Source organism: Streptomyces africanus (assembly GCF_030816955.1).
Classification (GTDB): domain Bacteria; phylum Actinomycetota; class Actinomycetes; order Streptomycetales; family Streptomycetaceae; genus Streptomyces; species Streptomyces africanus.
Window position 1 is genome coordinate 357,331 of sequence record NZ_JAUSYP010000001.1, and the last position, 18,901, is coordinate 376,231.

17 protein-coding genes are annotated in these 18,901 nt (G+C 73.2%); 12 read left to right on the forward strand and 5 right to left on the reverse strand.

Translation table 11 applies throughout. The features are described 5' to 3' along the window. Positions 1-258: 258 nt before the first annotated feature. From QF034_RS01955 to tgmB, 3 genes are all read left to right on the forward strand, one after another. A complete protein-coding gene (locus QF034_RS01955) occupies positions 259-570 on the forward strand; it encodes a YkvA family protein (protein ID WP_307173237.1) in 312 nt (103 codons plus the stop codon). 131 nt (positions 571-701) lie between these two features. Beyond that, positions 702-893 carry a putative ATP-grasp-modified RiPP gene (gene tgmA / locus QF034_RS01960; protein ID WP_010038137.1) on the forward strand — a complete coding sequence of 64 codons (192 nt, stop codon included), beginning with the start codon at positions 702-704 and terminating at the stop codon, positions 891-893. A 16-nt stretch (positions 894-909) separates the two neighbouring features. Continuing rightward, positions 910-1,887 carry an ATP-grasp ribosomal peptide maturase gene (gene tgmB / locus QF034_RS01965; RefSeq protein ID WP_307173238.1) on the forward strand — a complete coding sequence of 326 codons (978 nt, stop codon included), beginning with the start codon at positions 910-912 and terminating at the stop codon, positions 1,885-1,887. 31 nt (positions 1,888-1,918) lie between these two features. On the opposite strand, the gene QF034_RS01970 is transcribed toward tgmB, so the two are convergent. After that, positions 1,919-2,122, reverse strand: a complete 204-nt coding sequence (locus QF034_RS01970) for a hypothetical protein (protein ID WP_307173239.1) — start codon at positions 2,120-2,122, stop codon at positions 1,919-1,921. 139 nt (positions 2,123-2,261) lie between these two features. Then, on the reverse strand, positions 2,262-2,735 hold the full coding sequence (locus QF034_RS01975; RefSeq protein ID WP_307173240.1) for a hypothetical protein: 474 nt from the start codon (positions 2,733-2,735) through the stop codon (positions 2,262-2,264). 188 nt (positions 2,736-2,923) lie between these two features. Here QF034_RS01975 and QF034_RS01980 point away from each other — a divergent pair, with 188 nt between their 5' ends. Beyond that, entirely contained in the window at positions 2,924-3,922 is a 999-nt protein-coding gene (locus QF034_RS01980) for a GlxA family transcriptional regulator (protein WP_307173241.1), read from the forward strand. A 14-nt stretch (positions 3,923-3,936) separates the two neighbouring features. Here the strand turns inward: QF034_RS01980 and QF034_RS01985 are convergent, their stop codons facing one another. Together QF034_RS01985 and QF034_RS01990 are read right to left on the reverse strand one after the other, a co-directional pair. Further along, positions 3,937-4,188, reverse strand: a complete 252-nt coding sequence (locus QF034_RS01985; RefSeq protein WP_086559611.1) for a DUF5133 domain-containing protein — start codon at positions 4,186-4,188, stop codon at positions 3,937-3,939. Positions 4,189-4,330: 142 nt separating this feature from the next. After that, the gene (locus tag QF034_RS01990; RefSeq protein ID WP_307173242.1) at positions 4,331-5,188 is read right to left on the reverse strand and encodes an aldo/keto reductase; all 858 of its coding nucleotides are present in this window, start codon (positions 5,186-5,188) and stop codon (positions 4,331-4,333) included. Positions 5,189-5,513: 325 nt separating this feature from the next. Here QF034_RS01990 and QF034_RS01995 point away from each other — a divergent pair, with 325 nt between their 5' ends. The 6 genes from QF034_RS01995 (at position 5,514) to QF034_RS02020 (ending at position 16,011) form a co-directional block, all read left to right on the forward strand. Further along, positions 5,514-7,043: an acyl-CoA carboxylase subunit beta gene (locus QF034_RS01995; RefSeq protein ID WP_307173243.1), complete on the forward strand. Its 1,530-nt coding sequence runs from the start codon at positions 5,514-5,516 to the stop codon at positions 7,041-7,043. A 62-nt stretch (positions 7,044-7,105) separates the two neighbouring features. Further along, entirely contained in the window at positions 7,106-8,872 is a 1,767-nt protein-coding gene (locus QF034_RS02000; protein WP_307173244.1) for a fatty acyl-AMP ligase, read from the forward strand. Further along, on the forward strand, positions 8,869-12,891 hold the full coding sequence (locus QF034_RS02005; protein WP_307173245.1) for a type I polyketide synthase: 4,023 nt from the start codon (positions 8,869-8,871) through the stop codon (positions 12,889-12,891). The genes QF034_RS02000 and QF034_RS02005 overlap by 4 nt, the downstream gene beginning before the upstream one ends. 21 nt (positions 12,892-12,912) lie before the next feature. After that, the gene (locus tag QF034_RS02010) at positions 12,913-13,872 is read left to right on the forward strand and encodes an alpha/beta hydrolase (protein WP_307173246.1); all 960 of its coding nucleotides are present in this window, start codon (positions 12,913-12,915) and stop codon (positions 13,870-13,872) included. A gap of 122 nt (positions 13,873-13,994) precedes the next feature. Further along, positions 13,995-15,215, forward strand: a complete 1,221-nt coding sequence (locus QF034_RS02015) for a PucR family transcriptional regulator (RefSeq protein ID WP_307173247.1) — start codon at positions 13,995-13,997, stop codon at positions 15,213-15,215. 154 nt (positions 15,216-15,369) lie between these two features. Beyond that, a complete protein-coding gene (locus QF034_RS02020) occupies positions 15,370-16,011 on the forward strand; it encodes a cutinase family protein (protein WP_307173248.1) in 642 nt (213 codons plus the stop codon). A 67-nt stretch (positions 16,012-16,078) separates the two neighbouring features. On the opposite strand, the gene QF034_RS02025 is transcribed toward QF034_RS02020, so the two are convergent. Beyond that, positions 16,079-17,800, reverse strand: coding sequence for a hypothetical protein (locus QF034_RS02025; protein ID WP_307173249.1), 1,722 nt, complete (start codon positions 17,798-17,800; stop codon positions 16,079-16,081). A gap of 168 nt (positions 17,801-17,968) precedes the next feature. Here QF034_RS02025 and QF034_RS02030 point away from each other — a divergent pair, with 168 nt between their 5' ends. Both QF034_RS02030 and QF034_RS02035 read left to right on the forward strand, forming a co-directional pair. Beyond that, positions 17,969-18,199 carry a hypothetical protein gene (locus QF034_RS02030; RefSeq protein WP_307173250.1) on the forward strand — a complete coding sequence of 77 codons (231 nt, stop codon included), beginning with the start codon at positions 17,969-17,971 and terminating at the stop codon, positions 18,197-18,199. A 106-nt stretch (positions 18,200-18,305) separates the two neighbouring features. After that, positions 18,306-18,719: a VOC family protein gene (locus QF034_RS02035; RefSeq protein ID WP_307179776.1), complete on the forward strand. Its 414-nt coding sequence runs from the start codon at positions 18,306-18,308 to the stop codon at positions 18,717-18,719. The last annotated feature ends 182 nt before the right edge of the window (positions 18,720-18,901 follow it).

Genomic DNA, 18,901 nt, shown 5'->3' on the forward strand with positions numbered 1-18,901 from the left:
CCTCGCCTCCATGGGGAAGAGTGCGGCCGCTCCTGCGCCCCCCGTCGTGTGACGAGCGACGTTACGCTGACCATTACTAGGCGGCCCCGTCACGCCGTGCCACTCGGGTGGGCCACCGGGATGACCGCCCGCACCCGCGGCGGCACGGAAAATCCGCCGACGCGCCGACATGTCGGGCCCCGGGCGCAATACAGCGGCCGGAAACGGGAATCCAGGAAGGGACACCCCGTGTCGCGGACGCCAGGAGGAGGGCAGCCCGTGGATACGACCACCACGGTGATCACCCTGGCCGCGGTTCTCGCGGCCATCGTTCTCGTCTTCGCCGTCGGCATCCTCGTGCGACTGGTCAGGACCCGGCGCGAGCTGCGTCGCGCGGGGCTGCCCACGGGCCCGCGCTGGGTCTTCTGGGGCGCGGTTCTCTATTTCGTGCTGCCCGCCGACGTGTTGCCCGATCCGGTGTACCTGGACGACATCGGTGTTCTGCTGCTCGCTCTGCGCACCGTCCGTGGCTCCCTCGGCGAGCGGGAGCGCAAGCCGGCACACCGGCCGGACCGCCAACCGGCCCGATGACTACGGAAAGTAAGGAAACCAACCACCCGTTCGATTCGTATAAGTCTCTGGGAGCCGAAACGAGTCGGCGGACCGGGTGGCCGTGCCCCTGGATCCGGCTCGATCGGCGCAGCACCGACGAGGGAGAGACGATGCAACCGTTCGCGCTCAACTACGCGCGCCCGGCAGTGGAGTTGGAAGCTGCCATTCCGTACGTGTACGACGCCGGACTGCAGTTGAACGTGCTCCACGACGGCCGGGTGGCCGCCTCCGACTTCGCCCTGTTGAGGGAGGTCGGCACCACGACGTCCACCGCCGGCTCCAAGACGCACTTCGACGACTGACCGCGGGCCGCCGAAGATGACGGTACTGATCCTCACCTGCGAGGAGGACGTGACCGCGGACATGGTGGTCGTGCACCTGAACGCGGCCGGGATTCCGGTGGTCCGCGTCGACCCCGCCGATCTGACCGGCGGTGTCGCGCTGTCCGGGGAGTACGTCCACGGCCGGTTCCGCGGCCACCTGTCCGCCGGGGGGCGGCTGGTGAGCATCGGCGGGCTCCGGTCGGTGTGGGTCCGCCGGCCGGGTACCCCGGCGGGACGGGCGGCCCAGCCGTCCGCGTGGCTGACCGAGGAGAGCGCCCAGGCGCTCTACGGGATGCTGCGGGGCTCGGACGCGCGCTGGATGAACCACCCCGACGCGGCCCGCCGGGCCCGGCACAAGCCCTGGCAGCTGCGCCTCGCCCAGCGGTGCGGCCTGCCCGTGCCCGCGACGCTGATCACGACGTTCCCGCGCGCCGCCCGTGAGTTCTCGGAGCGCTACCCGGACCTGGTGGTCAAGCCGGTGTCGGGCGCGCATCCGCAGGACCCGCCCCGGGCCGTGCCGACCAGCCGGGTCGCGCCCGACACGGATTTCTCCGCCGTCGCGTTCGGGCCGACGCTGTTCCAGCGGCGGATCTCCAAGCGGGCCGACATACGTCTCACCGTGGTGGGCGACCGGATGCTGGCAGCCCGCAAAGCGGCGGACGCGGACCCCGACGAGGTGGACGTACGGTTCGCCCCGCCCGGCGCGCCGTGGCAGCCCACCGACGTGCCGTCGTCCATCGCGCCGGGGGTCCGGGCCTATCTGAGGGAGGCCGAACTGGCGTACGGGGCCTTCGACTTCGTCGAGGACGCGGACGGGGCCTGGTGGTTCCTGGAGTGCAATCAGTCGGGGCAGTTCGGGTTCGTCGAGGTGGAGACGGGCCAGCCGATCGCCCGCACCATCGCCGAGTGGCTGGCCCGGCCCGTCCCCGAAGCGCCGTCGCGCGTCAACGGCGCGAACATCACGGCCCGTTGAGCACCCGGGCCGGCCGTCCACCGGTCCTGGTTCACTGCGGCCGCGGCCCGGGCAGCATGGCCGTACGCTGCCATCCGGCGCCCGGGGAGTGCGGGCGGTCGTAGCCGGGGGACTGCGCGGGCCGCATGACCAGCTCCAGTTCCCTGCTCACGCGTTCGGCCTCGCGGCGAACCTGTGCGGGGACATCGCCGCACTCCGCGATGAGTCGGTCGTAGATGGGGGAATCCTGGAACACCCGTCAACGCGCCTTTCTGCTCGTCGGCCCCGTGCGGGGGCGAGAGAGCCGAGTGTAGGCGGACCGGTGTCCCTGAGTGTGAATTCCCCGGGTGGACTTGACGCAGACCGGACATCCGTGACATGCGGCCGGCGGGGGCTCAGGCTCCTGTCGTGGAGCCCGGCCGGACGACCATCAGGACGGTGACCGTCGCCCACAGGAGGTTGAAGATGCCGGTGAACATGGCGAGTTGAACGGTGCTTCGGTGCTCGACGGCCTGTTCGCCGTTCAGTTGGCCGAGGAGTTCCTCCTGGCGGGGCAGGACGAAGGCGACCAGGATGCCCGCTGCGGCGGCGGTCAGCGCGATGGACGTCACGAGCCATCCGCTGCCCAGGACGCCCATCGCGGCACCGGTGGCGAACCCGAGGAGCGGGACGGTCAGTCCGACACCGGCGTAGACGCGGCAGATGCGGTGCAGCAGCGCGACCGTGCTCACCGCCGACGCGTCGGGGGCGTGGCCGCCCGCGGGGACGGCGCGGCGCGCCGCGGGCGGGAACATGCTGGCCGCGACGGTCACGGGACCGATGGCGACGATGGCGGCCAGCACGTGCAGGGACAGCAGGATCTTGGTCACCGGGGCTCTTTCCATGATGCGATCGACGGTGGCGGGACCACGTTAGAGAGCCCGGAGGTGATCGCCCATGGGCTGAAACGACAGCTTCCAACGGATTCCCGCCAACTCGTGTGACCTGCTCTCTTGTGCCGCGAGCCGGTGATTCGGCGGTTCGTGCGCCTGGCGGGAATGCGCCTAGGGTGGCGGTCATGCACTCCGTGGCGATCCTGGTTCTCGACCGAGTGGTGCCGTTCGACATGGCGGCGCCCCAGCAGACGTTCGCCTGGACCCACATGCCGGACGGGCGGCCGGCCTACCGGGTCCGGTTGTGCGCCGAGACGCCGGAGGTGCGCGCGGACGGCGGTTTCACCCTGCGTATCGAGCGGGGCCTGGAGGCGCTGACGGAGGCCGATACGATCATCGTGCCGGGCTGCTCCCCCGAGGCCCCGCCACCGTCCGCCCGGGTGCTGGCGGCCCTGCGGCAGGCCGCCGAGGCCGGTACCCGGATCGCGTCCGTGTGCGTGGGCGCCTTCGTGCTGGCGGAGGCCGGGCTGCTGGACGGGCTGCGCGCCACCACGCACTGGGTGGCCGCGGGTGAGCTGGCCCGCCGTTTCCCGCGGGTCGAGGTGGAACCGGACGTGCTGTACGTCGACAACGGGCAGATCCTCACCTCGGCCGGTGCGGCCGCCGCGCTGGACCTGTGTCTGCACATGATCCGGCGGGACCTGGGGTCGGCCGTCGCGGCGAACATCGCCCGGATGTCGGTCATGCCGCTGGAACGGGAGGGCGGACAGGCCCAGTTCATCGTGCACGAGCACCCGCCGGTGCCGCGGGGGTCGGCGCTGGAGCCGCTGCTGGAGTGGATCGAGGACAACCTCGCCCACGAGGTGACGCTGAGCGCGCTGGCGGAGCGTGCGGGAATGAGCGAGCGGACGTTCAGCCGCCGCTTCCGCGAGCAGACCGGGACCACGCCGTTGCAGTGGCTGCTGCGGGCGCGGGTGCGGCGCGCCCAGTATCTGCTGGAGAACACCGACCACTGCGTGGAACGGATCGCGCGGCAGGCGGGGTTCGGCTCGCCGACGGCGTTCCGCGAGCGGTTCCGCAAGGTGGTGGGCACGACGCCGTACGCGTATCGCACGGCGTTCCACGGGAAGACGAAAGCCCCGGCGGCCCGTTCACAGGCCGCCGGGGCGACACCCGGTTCATGACCGGGCCCTACGAGTCAGCCGACCAGCGTCAGACCGTTCTCCCCGTCCGCGTCCGCTTCCTCGGACCGCTCCTTGGTGAGCAGCAGGGTGTCGGCCTTGGCGATGGCGTCGGTGATGTCGGACGTTCCCATCATCACGCACAGCGTGTAGCTGACATCCTCAAGCTCGCGTGCCGCCGTCGGCACGTGCCTCTCCGCCTGAGTGATCCTCAGCGACGCATACCGCGTCAGCAACTCCCTGACGACCTTCCGGTCCGGTACGAGCACGTAGCGCCCCTCTCTCTGTTTTCGCTGCGTATGCCCGAACCACGCGGAAACATTCACATGTTTTTCTCACCAGGGGCGGATGTGACGGAAAACTTACCGTCTCTGACTGTCCGTCAGGGGTCTGACCGATGTTCAGGTCGGCTCAGGCCGCGTCCAGCTCCGCCAGTTCCTCCGGCGTCAGGACGAGGTCGGTCGCGGCGAGCGAGTCGCGGATGGTCTCGGGGCGGCTGGCGCCCGGGATCGGGACGACCACGGGCGACTTGGCGAGCATCCACGCCAGGCACACCCGCTGCGGGCTCACCCCGTGAGCCTCGGCGATACGGGCGAACGCCACGTGCCCGGAGCCGAGTTCGCCGGCCTTGGAGATCCCGCCGAGGGGGCTCCAGGGCAGGAAGGCGATGCCGAGTTCGTCGCACAGGTCCAGCTCCGGTTCGCTGGACCGGAAGGCCGGGGAGAACTGGTTCTGCACGGAGACCAGACGGCCGCCGAGGATCTCGCCCGCCAGCCGGATCTGCTCGGGGTTCGCATTGGAGATGCCGGCCATGCGGATCTTGCCCTCGTCCAGCAGGTCCCGGACCGCGCCGACGGATTCGGCGTAGGGGACACGCGGGTCGGGGCGGTGGAACTGGTAGAGCCCGATGGCCTCGACGCCGAGCCGCCGCAGGGACGCCTCGCAGGCCTCCTTGAGGTGGCGGGGGCTGCCGTCCAGTGTCCAGCTGCCGTCACCGGGGCGCAGATGACCGCCCTTGGTGGCGACCAGGACATCGCCGCCGCGGTCGTGGGAGGCGAGGGCCTTGGCTATCAGGGTCTCGTTGTGACCGACCTCGTCGGCGCCCTGGTGGTAGGCGTCCGCGGTGTCGATCAGGGTCACTCCGGCATCGAGCGCGGCGTGGATGGTGGCGAGGGAGCGTTCCTCGTCGGGTCGTCCCTCGATGGACATGGGCATCGCGCCCAGGCCGATCGCGCTGACGTCGACATCACCGATGCGGCGGGTGTGCATGTGCTCGTGACCTCTTCCGGCTGTCGCTGAGGCTGTCGGGCGATGGTGCACTCCAGCCTGGACGCCGGGCGGCCCCGAGGTCCAATAGAAGAAGGAGAACGCATTCAGCACTCGGGCAGCTGAATCACGCCCGCACCCGGCGGCCGGGCCGGGCGGTCCCTTGTCACGCGGGGATGAAAGCCCGCGCCGATGGACTCACCTCCCCCACACAGAACGGCGATCCGCCCGGCACTCCCCCGCCTCACTGCCATATTCGAGAACCGCTTCGGAGGTGGTTGTGAGCACAGAGGTGACAACATCCGGTCCGGGGGAAACGGCGGCGCACGTGCCCGGGAGCACCGCGGAGCGCGTCGCAGGCCTGGAACGCCGCCGGGACCAGGCGGTGGCCCCGGGCGGACCGCGCAGACGCGGGGAGTTCTCGGCCCGGGAGCGGATCGAACGGCTCGTGGACAAGGACTCCTTCACGGAGACCGGCCTGTTCGTCCGGGCCCGGCCCGCCGCGGAGGGCGGCAGCCGCCGCCCCTACGGCGACGGGGTGATCACCGGGTACGGCACGGTCGACGGCCGCCCGGTGTGCGTGTTCGCCCAGGACTCCACGGTGTTCGGCGGCAGCATGGGCGAGGCCTTCGGCGAGAAGACCGTCGCGCTGATGGAGCTGGCCCTGAAGACCGGCTGCCCGGTGATCGGCCTCAACGACTCCGGCGGGGCCCGTATCCAGGAGGGCGTCGCCTCGCTCGCCCTCTACGCCGAGCTGGTGCGCCGCAACGTCAAGGCGTCCGGGGTGATCCCGCAGATCTCGGTCGTCCTGGGGCCGTGTGCGGGCGGCGCCGCGTACTCACCGGCGATCACCGACTTCACGGTGATGGTGGACGGCGCCTCGCACATGTTCGTCACAGGACCGGACGTCATCGAGACGGTCACCGGCGAACGCACCACGGCCGAGGAGCTGGGCGGCGCCCGCACCAGCAACACCGTCAACGGCAACGCCCACTTCCTGGCCGCCGACGAGGAGGACGCCCTCGACACCGTGCGCGACCTGCTGTCGTACCTCCCGGCCAACAACCTGGAACGGCCCCCGGAGTACGCCCCGGGGCACGCTCCGCCGGGGGCGCCGCTCGACGAGGTCGTCCCGGACCGGCTGGGCGAGGCGTACGACATGCGGGCGATCCTGCACGCGGTCGTCGACGACGGTGAGCTGCTCCATGTGCAGGAGCTGTTCGCGCCGAACATCATCTGCGCCCTGGCCCGGATCGAGGGCCGCTCGGTGGGTGTCGTCGCCAACCAGCCGCTGCACGCCGCCGGGGTCCTCGACATCGACGCCTCCGAGAAGGCGGCGCGGTTCGTGCGGTTCTGCGACGCGTTCGGCATTCCGCTGCTGACCTTCGCCGACGTGCCCGGGTATCTGTCCGGGGTACGGCAGGAGCAGGCCGGCATCATCCGGCGCGGGGCGAAGCTGCTGTACGCCTATGCCGAGGCGACCGTCCCCAAGGTCACGGTCGTGGTGCGCAAGGCGTACGGCGGCGGTTACGCGGTGATGGGCTCCAAGCATCTGGGCGCCGACGTGAACCTCGCCTGGCCCACCGCCCGGATCGCCGTCATGGGCGCCGAGGGGGCCGTGGGCGTGCTGCACCGGCGGGAACTCGCCGCGGCCGACGACCCCGAGGCGCTGCGCGCCCGCCTGCTCACCGCGTACGAGCGCACCCACGGCACGCCCTATCTCGCCGCCGAGCGCGGCTATGTCGACGCCGTCATCGCGCCGCGGGAGACCCGGGAGCAGGTCTGCCGCGCGCTGCGCGCCCTGCGCGGCAAACGCGCGCCGATGCCGGAACGCCGGCACGGCAACATCCCGCTCTAGCCGCCTCCCTCTCCCCCCTTTGCGACCCCTAGGCCGATACGCGCCGTGAGGAGCCCCGCCTGATGGACAGCCGCCGCCCCCCGCTCGCGCCCGTGTGCCCGACGCTGCCGGAGTACGTCCGGCACTGGGCCGAAAACACCCCGGACCGCAGGGCGTTCACCTTCGTCGAGCACCCGGCACCGCACTCGCGCGGCGTCCATCGCACCCTGACCTGGCGTCGCCTGGACGTGCGGGTGCGGGCGCTGGCCGCGCGCCTCGCCGGTCAGGCCGGTCCGGGAGAGCGGGTCGCGTTGCTGTGCCCGCAGGGCACGGAGTACGTGACCGCCTTCCTCGCGGCCCTGGCCGCCGGGCTGGTCGCCGTGCCGCTGTATCCGCCGGGCCTGCCCGGGCACGCGGACCGGCTCGCGGGTGTCCTGGCCGACGCGTGTCCCTCGGTCGTCGTGACCACGAGCCGCTGCCGGGACGAGGTGCGCGACTTCCTCGGCCCCGACGGACCGCGGATCGTGGTGGCCGACCAGGTGACGGACGAAGCCGCCCGGGACTGGCGGCCCGTCTCGCCGGACGCCGGGGCGACCGCCTATCTCCAGTACACCTCCGGTTCGACCCGCGCCCCGGCGGGTGTGGAGATCACCCACGGCAACGTCGTCGCCAACGCCCGCCAGGCACTGGCCGCCTACGGTGCCGACGCCCGCCCGGTGACCTGCGTGGGCTGGCTGCCGCTCTACCACGACATGGGTCTGGTGCTGAGCGTCGCGGCCCCGGTGGCACGAGGGGTGCTGTCGGTGCTGATGGACCCGGCCGCCTTCCTGCACGAGCCGGTGCGTTGGCTGCGGCTGCTCTCGGCTCATCCGGACGCGGTGAGCGCCGCGCCCAACTTCGCCTACGACTACTGCGCTGCGACCGTCTCCGATGACCAGAAGGAGGGGCTGCGGCTGGACCGGGTGACGGCGCTGATCAACGGCAGTGAGCCGGTCCGCCCGGGCACGGCCGACCGTTTCCACGCCGCGTTCGCCGGGCAGGGCCTGGCGCCGGAGACGCACTGCCCGTCGTACGGGCTGGCCGAGGCCACCGTGTTCGTCTGCGCGGCCCGGCCGGGTGAGCCGCTCGGCCGGTTCGCGCTCGACCGTGACGCCCTGACCGCCGGGAAGGCCCTGCCGGCCCGGCCGGACGATCCCCGGGCGGTGCTGCTGGCGGGCTGTGGCACCCCGGCGGGCCAGCGGGTCCGTATCGCCGACCCGGTGACGCGGGCCCTGCTGTCGGAGGGCGAGGTCGGCGAGATCTGGGTCCAGGGGCCGAATGTCGGCCGGGGCTACTGGAACCGGGGGCCGGGGGACGTCTTCGGCGCCGAGTTCGCGGACGCCGAAGCCGCTCCGGGCGGCTGGCTGCGGACGGGCGATCTGGGGACGGTGCTGGAGGGACAGCTGGTCGTCACGGGACGGTTGAAGGACTTGATCATCGTCGACGGCCGCAATCACTATCCGCAGGACGTCGAGGCGACGGCCCAGGACGCGGACCCCGCGGTGCGCCGGGACCGGCTCGCGGCGTTCGCCGTGCCCGGCGGCGGTGGTGGTGAGCGGGTGGTGATCGTGGCGGAACACGCGCGGAGCGTGCGCCTCGCCGAGCTGGACGTGCCGGCCGTGGCGCGGGCCGTGCGCGGTGCCGTCTCCGCCCGGCACGGGCTGCGGCTCGCCGACGTCGTCCTGGTGCCGCCGGGCACGGTGCCGCGTACCTCCAGCGGGAAGGTGTCGCGGGCGCTGACCCGGGCCCGGTATCTGGAGGGCGCGTACGGCGGGCAGGCCACCGCGGCGACGGCGGGTACCGCGGGATGAGCCCCCTCGACGAGGGCGCGCTGCGCCGGCTGATCGCCGAACGGGTGGCCGTCTGGTACGGCGCCTCGCCCGAGAACGTTCCGATGGACCGGCCGCTCGCCGACCTCGGCATGTCCTCGCGGGACGCGGTCGCCCTGGCCGGTGAACTGTCCCGGGCGACGGGCCGGGAGCTGCCGACGACGCTGCTGTGGGAGACGCCCACCGGTCAGGCCCTGGTGGCGCGGCTGTGCGGCATGGAGGCCTCAGGAGCCTCGGAGGCCTCGGCGGCCCTGGGCGCTTCAGGGGCCTCGGATGCCCCGGGAGCCGCGGTAGCGCCCGGGTCGCGAGCCGGACTGCCGGGCGTGACGGCCGAGCCGGTCGCCGTCGTCGGGGTCGGCTGCCGGCTGCCCGGCGGGGTGCACGGCCCGGACGGCTACTGGCGGCTGCTGAGCGAGGGCGTCGACGCGATCCGGCGCGTCCCGGAGGACCGCTGGCGCGACTTCACCGCCTTCCCGCCCGCTGACGCGCATCCGTACGGCGGCTATCTCGACGACATCGCCGGGTTCGACGCGGACTTCTTCCGCATCACCCCGCGCGAGGCGGCGGTGATGGACCCCCAGCAGCGGATCCTGCTGGAGGTCGTCCACGAGGCGCTCGACCACGCCGCCGTCCCGGCCGGGTCCCTGGCGGGCACCGCCACCGGGGTGTTCGTCGGGGTGTCGGCCCCCGAGTACGGGCAGCTCACGGGCGCCGATCCCGCCGCCGTCGATCCCTGGGCGCCGGCCGGAGGCGCCCTGAGCGTGACCGCCGGACGGCTCGCCTACGTCCTGGACACGCGGGGACCGAGCCTGGCCGTCGACACGGCGTGCTCGTCCTCGCTGGTCGCCGTGCACCACGCCTGCGTCAGCCTGCGCACGGGCGAGAGCGACCTCGCGATCGCCGCCGGGGTCAACCTGCTGCTGTCGCCGGCCGTCACCGTCGCCTTCCGCAGGGCGGGCGCGCTCGCACCGGACGGGCGGTGCAAGCCGTTCGCGGCGGCGGCCGACGGCATCGGGCGCGGCGAGGGCTGCGCGGCCGTGATCCTGAAGCGGCTGTCCGACGCGGAACGGGACGGCGACCGCGTCCTGGCCGTCGTCCGCGCCACCGCCGTCAACTCCGACGGCCGCTCGAACGGCCTGATGGCGCCCAACCCGGCCGCGCAGCAGGCGCTGCTGGAGAGCGCGTACGCACGGGCGGGGCTCGCCGCGGCCCAGGTCGACTACGTGGAGGCGCACGGCACCGGCACCCCTCTGGGCGACCCGATCGAGGCGGGCGCGCTGGGCGCGGTGCTCGGCGCGGGCCGCGACCCGGACCAGCCGCTGCTGCTGGGTTCCGTCAAGGGCAACCTGGGGCACCTGGAGTCCGCCGCGGGCGTCGCGGGCCTGGTGAAGACCGTGCTGGCCCTGCACCACGACAGCATCCCGCCGTCCCTGCACTGCACGGAGGGCACGTCCCTCGCGGACGAGCGGCTTCGGGTGGTGACCGAGCCGGAGCCCTGGCCCCGCTACGGCGGCACCGCCCTCGCGGGCGTCTCCGGGTTCGGCTTCGGCGGCACCAACGCGCATGTGGTGCTGGAGGAGGGGCCGCCCGGCCTGGCCCCCGTACGGCCGGCCGAGGAGCCCGCCGCCCGCCTGCATGTGCTGTCCGACCTCGACGCGGGGCGCGTCCGCGACACGGCGGGCCGGCTCGCCGACTGGCTGCGCGAGAGCACCGCGCACCCCGCCGACGTGGCCCGCACCCTGGCCGGGCGTACGGGCCGCGGCCCCGTACGCGCCGCCGTGGTCGCCCGGGACCGCGCCGAACTCTCCGATGCCCTGGGCGCGTTGGCGGCGGGACTCCCGGACGCGCGGGTGGTGACCGGGGAGCTCGACCGGGTGGGACGCGGCACGGTGTGGGTCTTCTCCGGCTACGGCAGCCAGTGGCCGGGCATGGGGCGCAGGCTGCTGGCCGAGGAACCCGCGTTCGCCGCGGCCGTGGAGAAACTCGACCCGCAACTCGCCCCGGAGTGCGGCCTGTCCCTGTACGACCATCTGTCCTCTGGAGCCGGCCTCGACCGCCTGGACGTCGCCCAGCCCGTCCTGTTCGGCCTCCAGCTGGCACTGGCCGAGCTGTGGCGTTCGTACGGGGTCGAGCCCGCCGCGGTGATCGGCCACTCCATGGGCGAGGTCGCGGCGGCGGTGTGCGCGGGCGCGCTGGACGTGGCGGACGGGGCGCGTGTCATCGCCGTACGGGCCCGGCTGCTGAGCGGGCTGAGCGGCGGCGCGATGGCCGTGGTGGACCTGGACGACGCCGAACTGGACTCCCTGGAGCGGGACTTCCCGGGGGTGCACGTCGCCGTGCACTCCTCGCCCCGGCAGAAGGTCGTCACGGGCGAGGAGGCCGCGGTGGCCGGGCTCGTGCGCCGGCTGGAGGGTCAGGGCCGGGCGGCCCGGGCCATGCGGGTCGTCGGTGCCGGGCACTCGCCGCAGGTCGACGCGCTGCTGCCGGAGCTCGCCGAGGCGCTGTCGGGCATCCGGGGCCGGCGGCCGCGTGTCCCGGTGTACTCCACCGTGCTCGACGACCCGCGCGGCGACTGCGTGTTCGACGCGGCCCACTGGGCAGCCAACCTCAGGCGGCCCGTCCGCCTGGACCGGGCGCTCGCGGCGGCAGCGGCCGACGGCCGTTCGGCCTTCGTCGAGATCTCACCCCACCCGGTGCTGGCCGGGGCCGTCGCCGACACCGTGCCCGATGCCCTCGCCCTGGCCACACTGCGCCGGGACGCCGACGGGGCGGAGGCGTTCGCCGGGCAGCTGGGCGCCCTGTACGTGGCGGGCCAGCGGCTGCCGGTGCCGCCCGGCCGGGTCGTCGACCTGCCGGTGCCCCGGTGGCGGCACGTACGGCACTGGTGGACGGACGGCCGGGCCCGCACCGAGCCGGAGCCGGAACCGGCGGAGCCCGCCGCCGAGGTGGAGCCCTCGTCGGTCCTGGCCCGGCTGACCCACCACATCGCCGCCGTCACCGGCCACCCGCCGGCCCGCGTCACCCCGCGCACCGCCCTGGCGGATCTGGGCCTGGACTCGCTGATGGCCGTCCGGGTCCGCACCGCCGTGGAGCGCGAGTTCGGTGTCGAGCTGCCCCTGCGCGACCTGTTCGCCGCCGCCACGGTCGAGGACGCCGCCGCCCGGATCCGCAACGCCCTCCCCCGCGAGGACACGCCGCTGCGACCGCTGCGCGCCACCGGTTCCCGGCCCCCGCTGTTCCTCGTCCATGCGGCCGGCGGCCCGGTGACCGTCTACCGGACGCTCGCCGAGCGGCTCGGCGAGGACCGGCCGGTGTACGGGCTGGAGCGGATCGAGGAGGCCCGGACCGTGCCGGAGAAGGCGCGGCGCTACGCCGAGGCGATCGCCGCCGCCCGCCCCGACGGGCCCTGTCTGCTGGGCGGTTGGTCCTTCGGCGGGTTCGTCGCCCAGGAGACCGCGCGGCAGCTGACCGCTGCCGGACGGGACGTGCCGCTGGTCGTGCTCCTCGACTCCGTACGCCCCCTCCCCCGGCCCGGCGTGACGCGCGCCGACCGGATCCGGGCGCATTTCGAGGGCTTCGCCGGCCACGTCGCCGACGCCTACGGGGTGCGGCTGGAGCTGCCGTACGACGAGCTCGTGGCCATGGACGACGACCGGGACCGCATCGACACCGTGCTGCGGGCGCTGCGCGAGGCCGCCGACGTGCCGCCCGCGGCGCTGGAGCACCAGCGCGCCTCCTACCTGGACATGGGCATCGGGGAGTCGCACCGGCCCGGCGGGTACGACGGGCCGGTCCTCCTCTACCGCGCCACCGAGGCCGCGCCCCACACCGTGCGCGACCCGGCGTACGAACGGGACGACGAGGCGCTGGGCTGGGACGAGGTGTGCCCGCGCCTGGAGGTCGTGCCGGTGCCCGGTCACCATCTGTCGCTGCTCGATCCGCCGCACGTCGACGAGATCGCCGCCCACCTGAGCCGGGTGCTCGCCGAACGGGCCCCCTGAATCGCCAACCGAGGAGCCGCCATGCCCGACCTGCCGCCCAAGCCCGCTGCCGGAGTTTCCCGGCGCACTGTCGCCAGAGCGACGGCCGCCGCCGGCCTCGCCGCCTTGTTCGGGGCCGCGGGCGGCACGGCCCGTGCCGCGGCCGCCACCCGGCTCGGGCCGCGCACGCTGGACGTGTCCGTGCCCTCCGCCGCGCTCGGCCGCAGCGCGCCGGTCCGGCTGATCCTGCCGTCGGACTTCGGTGCGCGGCCCGAGAAGAAGTACCCCGTGCTGTACCTGCTGCACGGCGCCCACGACGACTACACGTCCTGGACCCGGGAGACCGGCATCGAGGCCTTCACCGAGGGCCGCGACCTGATCGTGGCGATGCCGGACGCCGGCCCCACGGGCATCCCCAGCGTCTGGCGCGGCGGCCCCGACTACGAGACGTTCCAAGTCAAGGAGGTGCCGGCGCTGCTCGCCCGGGACTACCGGGCCTCCGGCGTACGGGCGGTCGCCGGAGTCTCCACCGGCGGTTACGGCGCGATGGCCCACGCGGCCCGCCACCCCGGGGCGTTCACGGCAGCGGCCTCCTACAGCGGCATCCTCGACACCACCGCCCCCGGCGTGCCCCCCATCATGGACGCCATCGTGGCCCGCGAGAACCTGCCGGCCGCGTCCCTGTGGGGCCACCCGCTGCTGAACCTGCTGACCTGGCGGGACTTCAACCCGCGGGCCCGCGCCACGGGGCTGCGCGGCACCGCCCTGTACGTCTCGCAGGGCAGCGGCGTGGGCGACGGCAGCGGCGGCGATCCGCTGCCCGGGGTGCTGGAGAGCGCCCTATGGCCCTCGGCGCAGGGCTTCGCCGGCACCCTCGCCCGCCTCGGCATCCGGGCCACCACGCACCTCTACTCGGGAGGAGGACACGACTGGCCCTACTGGAAGCGGGAGTTCACCGCCTCGTGGCCGATGCTCGCCCAAGCGCTGGGCGTGCCGGAGTGACGGGGGTGCCGTCGGGGCACGGAACGGAGCGCAGGGGTCGTCCGTCCAACACTGGACTTCCCACGCGTCACAGCGGCAACAGCCCGCGGGTGAGCCGCTTCCGCTCGAAAGGAGTGTCCGTGATGGCTGTGCCTGCCCAGCAGGGCGTGCCGGACCGCCCCGGTATGCCACCGATGCCGCCCGAGCTGGCGAAGCTGCTGCGCGCCCAGCTGGCGGCCGTCGCCGACCAGGTGGAGGAGGAGGTCCGCCGTCAGGTCCCCGAGTACGCCCGGCCCGCCGACGGGCCGTACGGCAGAAACCTGCGGGCCGGGGTGGTGCAGGCGCTGACCCTGTTCGTCGACCACATAGCCGACCCGCGCGACGACGGGGGCGCGATCGCGGCGACGTACTACGAACTGGGGCGCGGCGAGGCCCTGGAGGGCCGCAGCCTGGACGCGTTGCAGTCCGCGCTGCGGGTCGGGGGGCTGCACGCCTGGCGGCTGATGGGGCAGACGGCGGAGGAACTCGGCCTGGACTCCACGGTCGTCGCGGCGCTCGGCGAGCTGGCGTTCCGGACGGTGCACGAGGTCGCCGAGGCGGCCGCGGCCGGCTACGCGGAGGCTCAGCTGCGCAACTCGGACGAGCTGGAGCGGCGCCGCAGACGGCTGCTCGACCTGCTGCTGGAGGACGGGCCGGTGGCGCTGGAGGCCGTGCAGGACCTGGCGCACAGCGCGCGCTGGCCGGTGCCCCGGACGGTCGCCGTCGTGGCGCTCGCGGCGGCGCCGGACCGGCGGGAGGAGGACCGGCCGCTGGCCGCGGCGGGCGCGCTGGTGGACATGGAGTCCCGGCCGCCGCGCATGCTGGTGCCCGATCCGGACGGTTCCGGCCGCTTCGGCGGCCGGGCGTTCACGCTGGCGCTGCGCGGCCGGCCCGCCGCGATCGGCCCGACCGTCGCGGTCACCGACGCCGCGCAGTCGCTGCGCCTCGCCACCCGGGCACTCGGGCTGATGGGCCGCGGGGTGCTCCCCCGCCAGGGCGTGGTGCGGTGCGCCGACCATCTGTCGACGCTGCTGCTGTACGGCGACGAGCCGCTGCTGGAACGGCTCCAGGCGCGGGTTCTCGCGCCGCTCGACGCGGTCTCGGCCGGGCAGCGCGAGCGGCTCGCCGAGACCCTGCTGGCGTGGCTCCTCAGCGGCAGCAACGTGCCGGACGTCGCCACCCGGCTGCACATCCACCCGCAGACGGTCCGCTACCGCCTGCGCCAGCTGGAGAAGCTCTTCGGCGACGCCCTGCACGACCCGGAAACCCGCCTCGACCTGATTCTCGCGTTGCGCGCGGAGTCACTGCGCACACCACAGAACTGAATGCCGGCACTCAATCGGCGACGTACTCATTCGGCGATAAAAAACTGCGGCGATTTCATAATCCCGTCCATAACACTCCGGGAGACACAGCGAATACGTTCGGGCCGTCCTTTTTCGCAGGCGCTCCACGCGCCCCACCCGCAGAGGATTCCCCATGCGTATCCGTTTGTGTCTCGCCGCGCTCTCGCTGGCCGGCGGGGCCGGTCTGGCCACCCTCTCGGCTCCCTCGGCCACGGCCGCGGCCTGCTCCGACGTCGAAGTCGTCTCGGCACGCGGCACCTTCGAGCCGGGCACGCTCGGCTTCATCGTCGGCGACCCGGTGTATTCCGCGCTGCAGAAGAAAGCGGCGGGCAAAAGCCTGTCGAGCTATGCGGTGAATTATCCGGCGGACCTTTCCCTGACGTCCGCCGCGCAGGGCAACAGGGACCTGGTGGACCATGTGAAGAGCCAGGCCGCCGCCTGCCCGAATCAGCGGTTCGTGCTCGTCGGCTATTCGCAGGGCGCGAACGTCGTCGACAACTCGATCGGCATCAGCAGCGCGGGCGCGGTGGTCGGCAGCCCCATCGTGGCCACGCTGCCCGCGGCGGTCGAGCCGAAGGTCGCCGCGGTGCTGCTGTTCGGCAACCCGATCCGGGCCCTCGGCAAGAGCGTCACCGGCACGTACCAGAGCCGCACCCTGGACATCTGCGCCAAGGGTGACCCCGTCTGCGAGAGCGGCGGCGGCAATGTCGGGGCGCACCTCGGCTACCGCGACAACGCCGACCAGGCGGCCACGTTCGCCGCGGGCAGGCTCTGACCCCGGCAGCACACCGAAGGGCCCGGGAGGATCTCCTCCCGGGCCCCTTGTGTACGTACGCGGAGGGTCAGCGCGGCGACCGCGCGAAACCGGCGAGACTGGTGGAGACGATCTCGGGCCGGCCGTTGTTCTGGACGGGCGCGGCGGTCAGGACGTCGAGGTGCTGGTAGCCGTCGGCGACCACGGGGTGGAGCTCGGCCGGGGCCCGGCCGGCCAGGAGCCCCTCACCGGCGAGGACGGTGAGCACCGGGTTGGCGGTGAGCCCGCCGGGATGGACGACGAGCTTCTTGACCTGCGGCGAGGTGGACAGCTGGATGTCCGTCACCAGCTTGGTCGGGAAGTACTGCTCGGTGAAGTCCAGCGGCTGCTCGGCCAGACTGCGGGCCAGTTGCCGCACGTCGGTGACCTCCTCGCCGGGGCCGGTGAACGGGGTGCCGTCGGCCGACCGGTGGCCGGGGTCGTCGGGGTCGCCGACGCGGTCGTAGTTGCGCCAGGTGTAGAGCGGTCCCTGCGGCCGGTCCGGGATGGCCTTGTACGCGGTGCCGTACAGCCCCGGCTGCTGTTCACCGCCGTTGGCCACGGGGAAGCTCTTGTCGGCGATCGGCCCGCCGTCGAAGAAGCCGACGCTGGTCTGGAGGAACGCCAGCGGTACGGAGTTGTCGTCCAGCAGCGCCCCGAGCACCGCCCCGTTGGTGAGCCGGAAGTCCTTCACGGCGGGCTTGCCGGTGAGGAAGGCGGCGGTGTCCTTGGAGAACAGGAAGCGGTGGGTCGCCTCGATGTTGAGGTTGGAGGGCAGGTACCGGGGCAGGTCGGCCTCGGCGTCGGGGTCCTTGAGGGCGCCCATCCCGGCGATGCCGAGCAGGGTCATGGTCTCGGGGTTGAGCAGCACCGGCGCGGACAGCGTGCGCGGCAGCACCCCGGTGTCGAGGCCGGCCTGCACCACGCCGTAACCGAGGCCGATGTCGGGCAGGTTGGTGTCGTCCGGCAGGCTGCCGCTGAGGTCGGCGAGCGAGGTGGAGACGGTCGTGTCGAGGGCGAAGTAGCCGGCGCACTGGTTGTAGCCGGCGTCCGCCGTGGTGGCCCGGTCACCGTCGAAGTCGGCGGCGGCGAAGTACCCGGTGATCACACCGCCCAGCGAATGCCCGCCGCACAGCACCTTCCGCTTCCGCAGTCCCTGGTCCGGCAACTCCGCGGTGAGCAGGTCGTACTGATCGCGTACGGTCTGCTCGATGCCGAGCTTCGCCATCCATCCCAGTTCCCCGTTGCGGGCGTAGCCGCCGAAGGTCCGGCCGCCGACCTGCTTGCCGCGGTAGTAGTAGTCGACGGCGGCGTGCTGGTCGCCGGAGGCGATGCCGGTGCGGTCCTCCAGGCAGTTGGAGCGCCGGTCCAGCGCCCAGAACTCGATGTGCAGGCCCTGTTCCGCCGCGCGCGCCACGGTGTTGCGGGCCACGCTGTCGAACGCCCCGGCCCCTTCCAGGATGCCGGGCTGGGCGACGAGGATCCGGTCCGCGTCGGCCGAGGCGGCCGGACCGCCCGCGGAGCGGTAGCGCAGGTACGACAGCCAGTCGCAGGCGGCCGGCCGCGGCCCGGCCGACTCCGGCAGCGGCGCCTTCACCCGCACCACCGACTCCGTCACCCCGGTCACCGGCGACGTCGACGCGACCGGCGTCTCGGACCGCGCGCCGTCGGCCCGGGCACCCGGAGCGGCGGCCGTGAGCGTCCCGGCGGTCAGCAGCACCGCCAGTGCGGCGCCGCGCCACTTCCCTCTTCTCGCAAGGTTCATGTCCATGCCACGGACGCTAGGGCTGCGGGCCGAGGTCCCTCAGGGGGTGCTGATGAGAACTCAGTTTCCGGATCGCGCCTTGTCACCGGCGCACAGGGCCCCGGCGCCCGCTCAAGGACCCCTGATGGGCGCGGCCGAGCTGCGAACCGGCGGTTTCGGGAGCATGGTGGGGCTATGGACGGTCAACCCCCCGTGGTCGTGCAGCCGCCCGCGTCGGACGGCGGACGGCTGGTGACCATCCACGGCGAGCGCATGGGCGTCGCCTACAGCCTCTTCGACGTACTGGACCTGCTGCACCGTGAGGGCCTGCCCACCACCGACACGGCCGTCGACGACACCGAGCTGATCGAGTGGCGCGGCGGCGGCCCGTACGACTGGAACAACGGGCCGTCCGAAGAGGCGTGAGCCTTCGCAGACCGAGCCGGCGCACGTCCCCATCGCCGCCGATGCAGTAGGGGCCGTTGTCATGAGCGCCGTCCACATCCCCCTCGGCCCCGTCACGGAGGTTCTCATGGTCTCGCGTCTCAACCCGTACCTGTCCTTCAACGGTGACGCCCGGCAGGCGCTGGAGTTCTACCAGGAGGTCTTCGGCGGCACCCTGTCCCTCAACACCTACGGCGACTTCGGCCACGCGGACGCCCCGAACGCCGACAAGATCATGCACGGCATGCTGGAGACCCCCGGCGGCTTCACCTTGATGGGCGCCGACAACCCGCCGGGCATGGAGTCCGCGCCGGGCCAGCCCTTCTCGGTGAGCCTGAGCGGCGACGACGACGCCGAGCTGAGCGGCTACTGGGAGAAGCTGTCCGAGGGCGGCTCGGTGTCGGTACCGCTGGAGAAGCAGATGTGGGGCGACGTTTTCGGCATGTGCACGGACCGCTTCGGCGTCCCATGGATGGTCAACATCACCGAATCGGAGAGCTGAGCAGGACCGACCGGACGGTCAGGGACCGTACGCCGCGCGGGGCCGCCCGCACACACCGTGCACTGCCGGTGTGTGCGGGCGGCCCCGTTCTGCCGGAACGTCCTGTTCGTCGGAACGTCACGTTTGTTGGTACGTCCTGACAAAGCTGTTGACATCACCCGGAGGCGCCCGCATAGTACCTG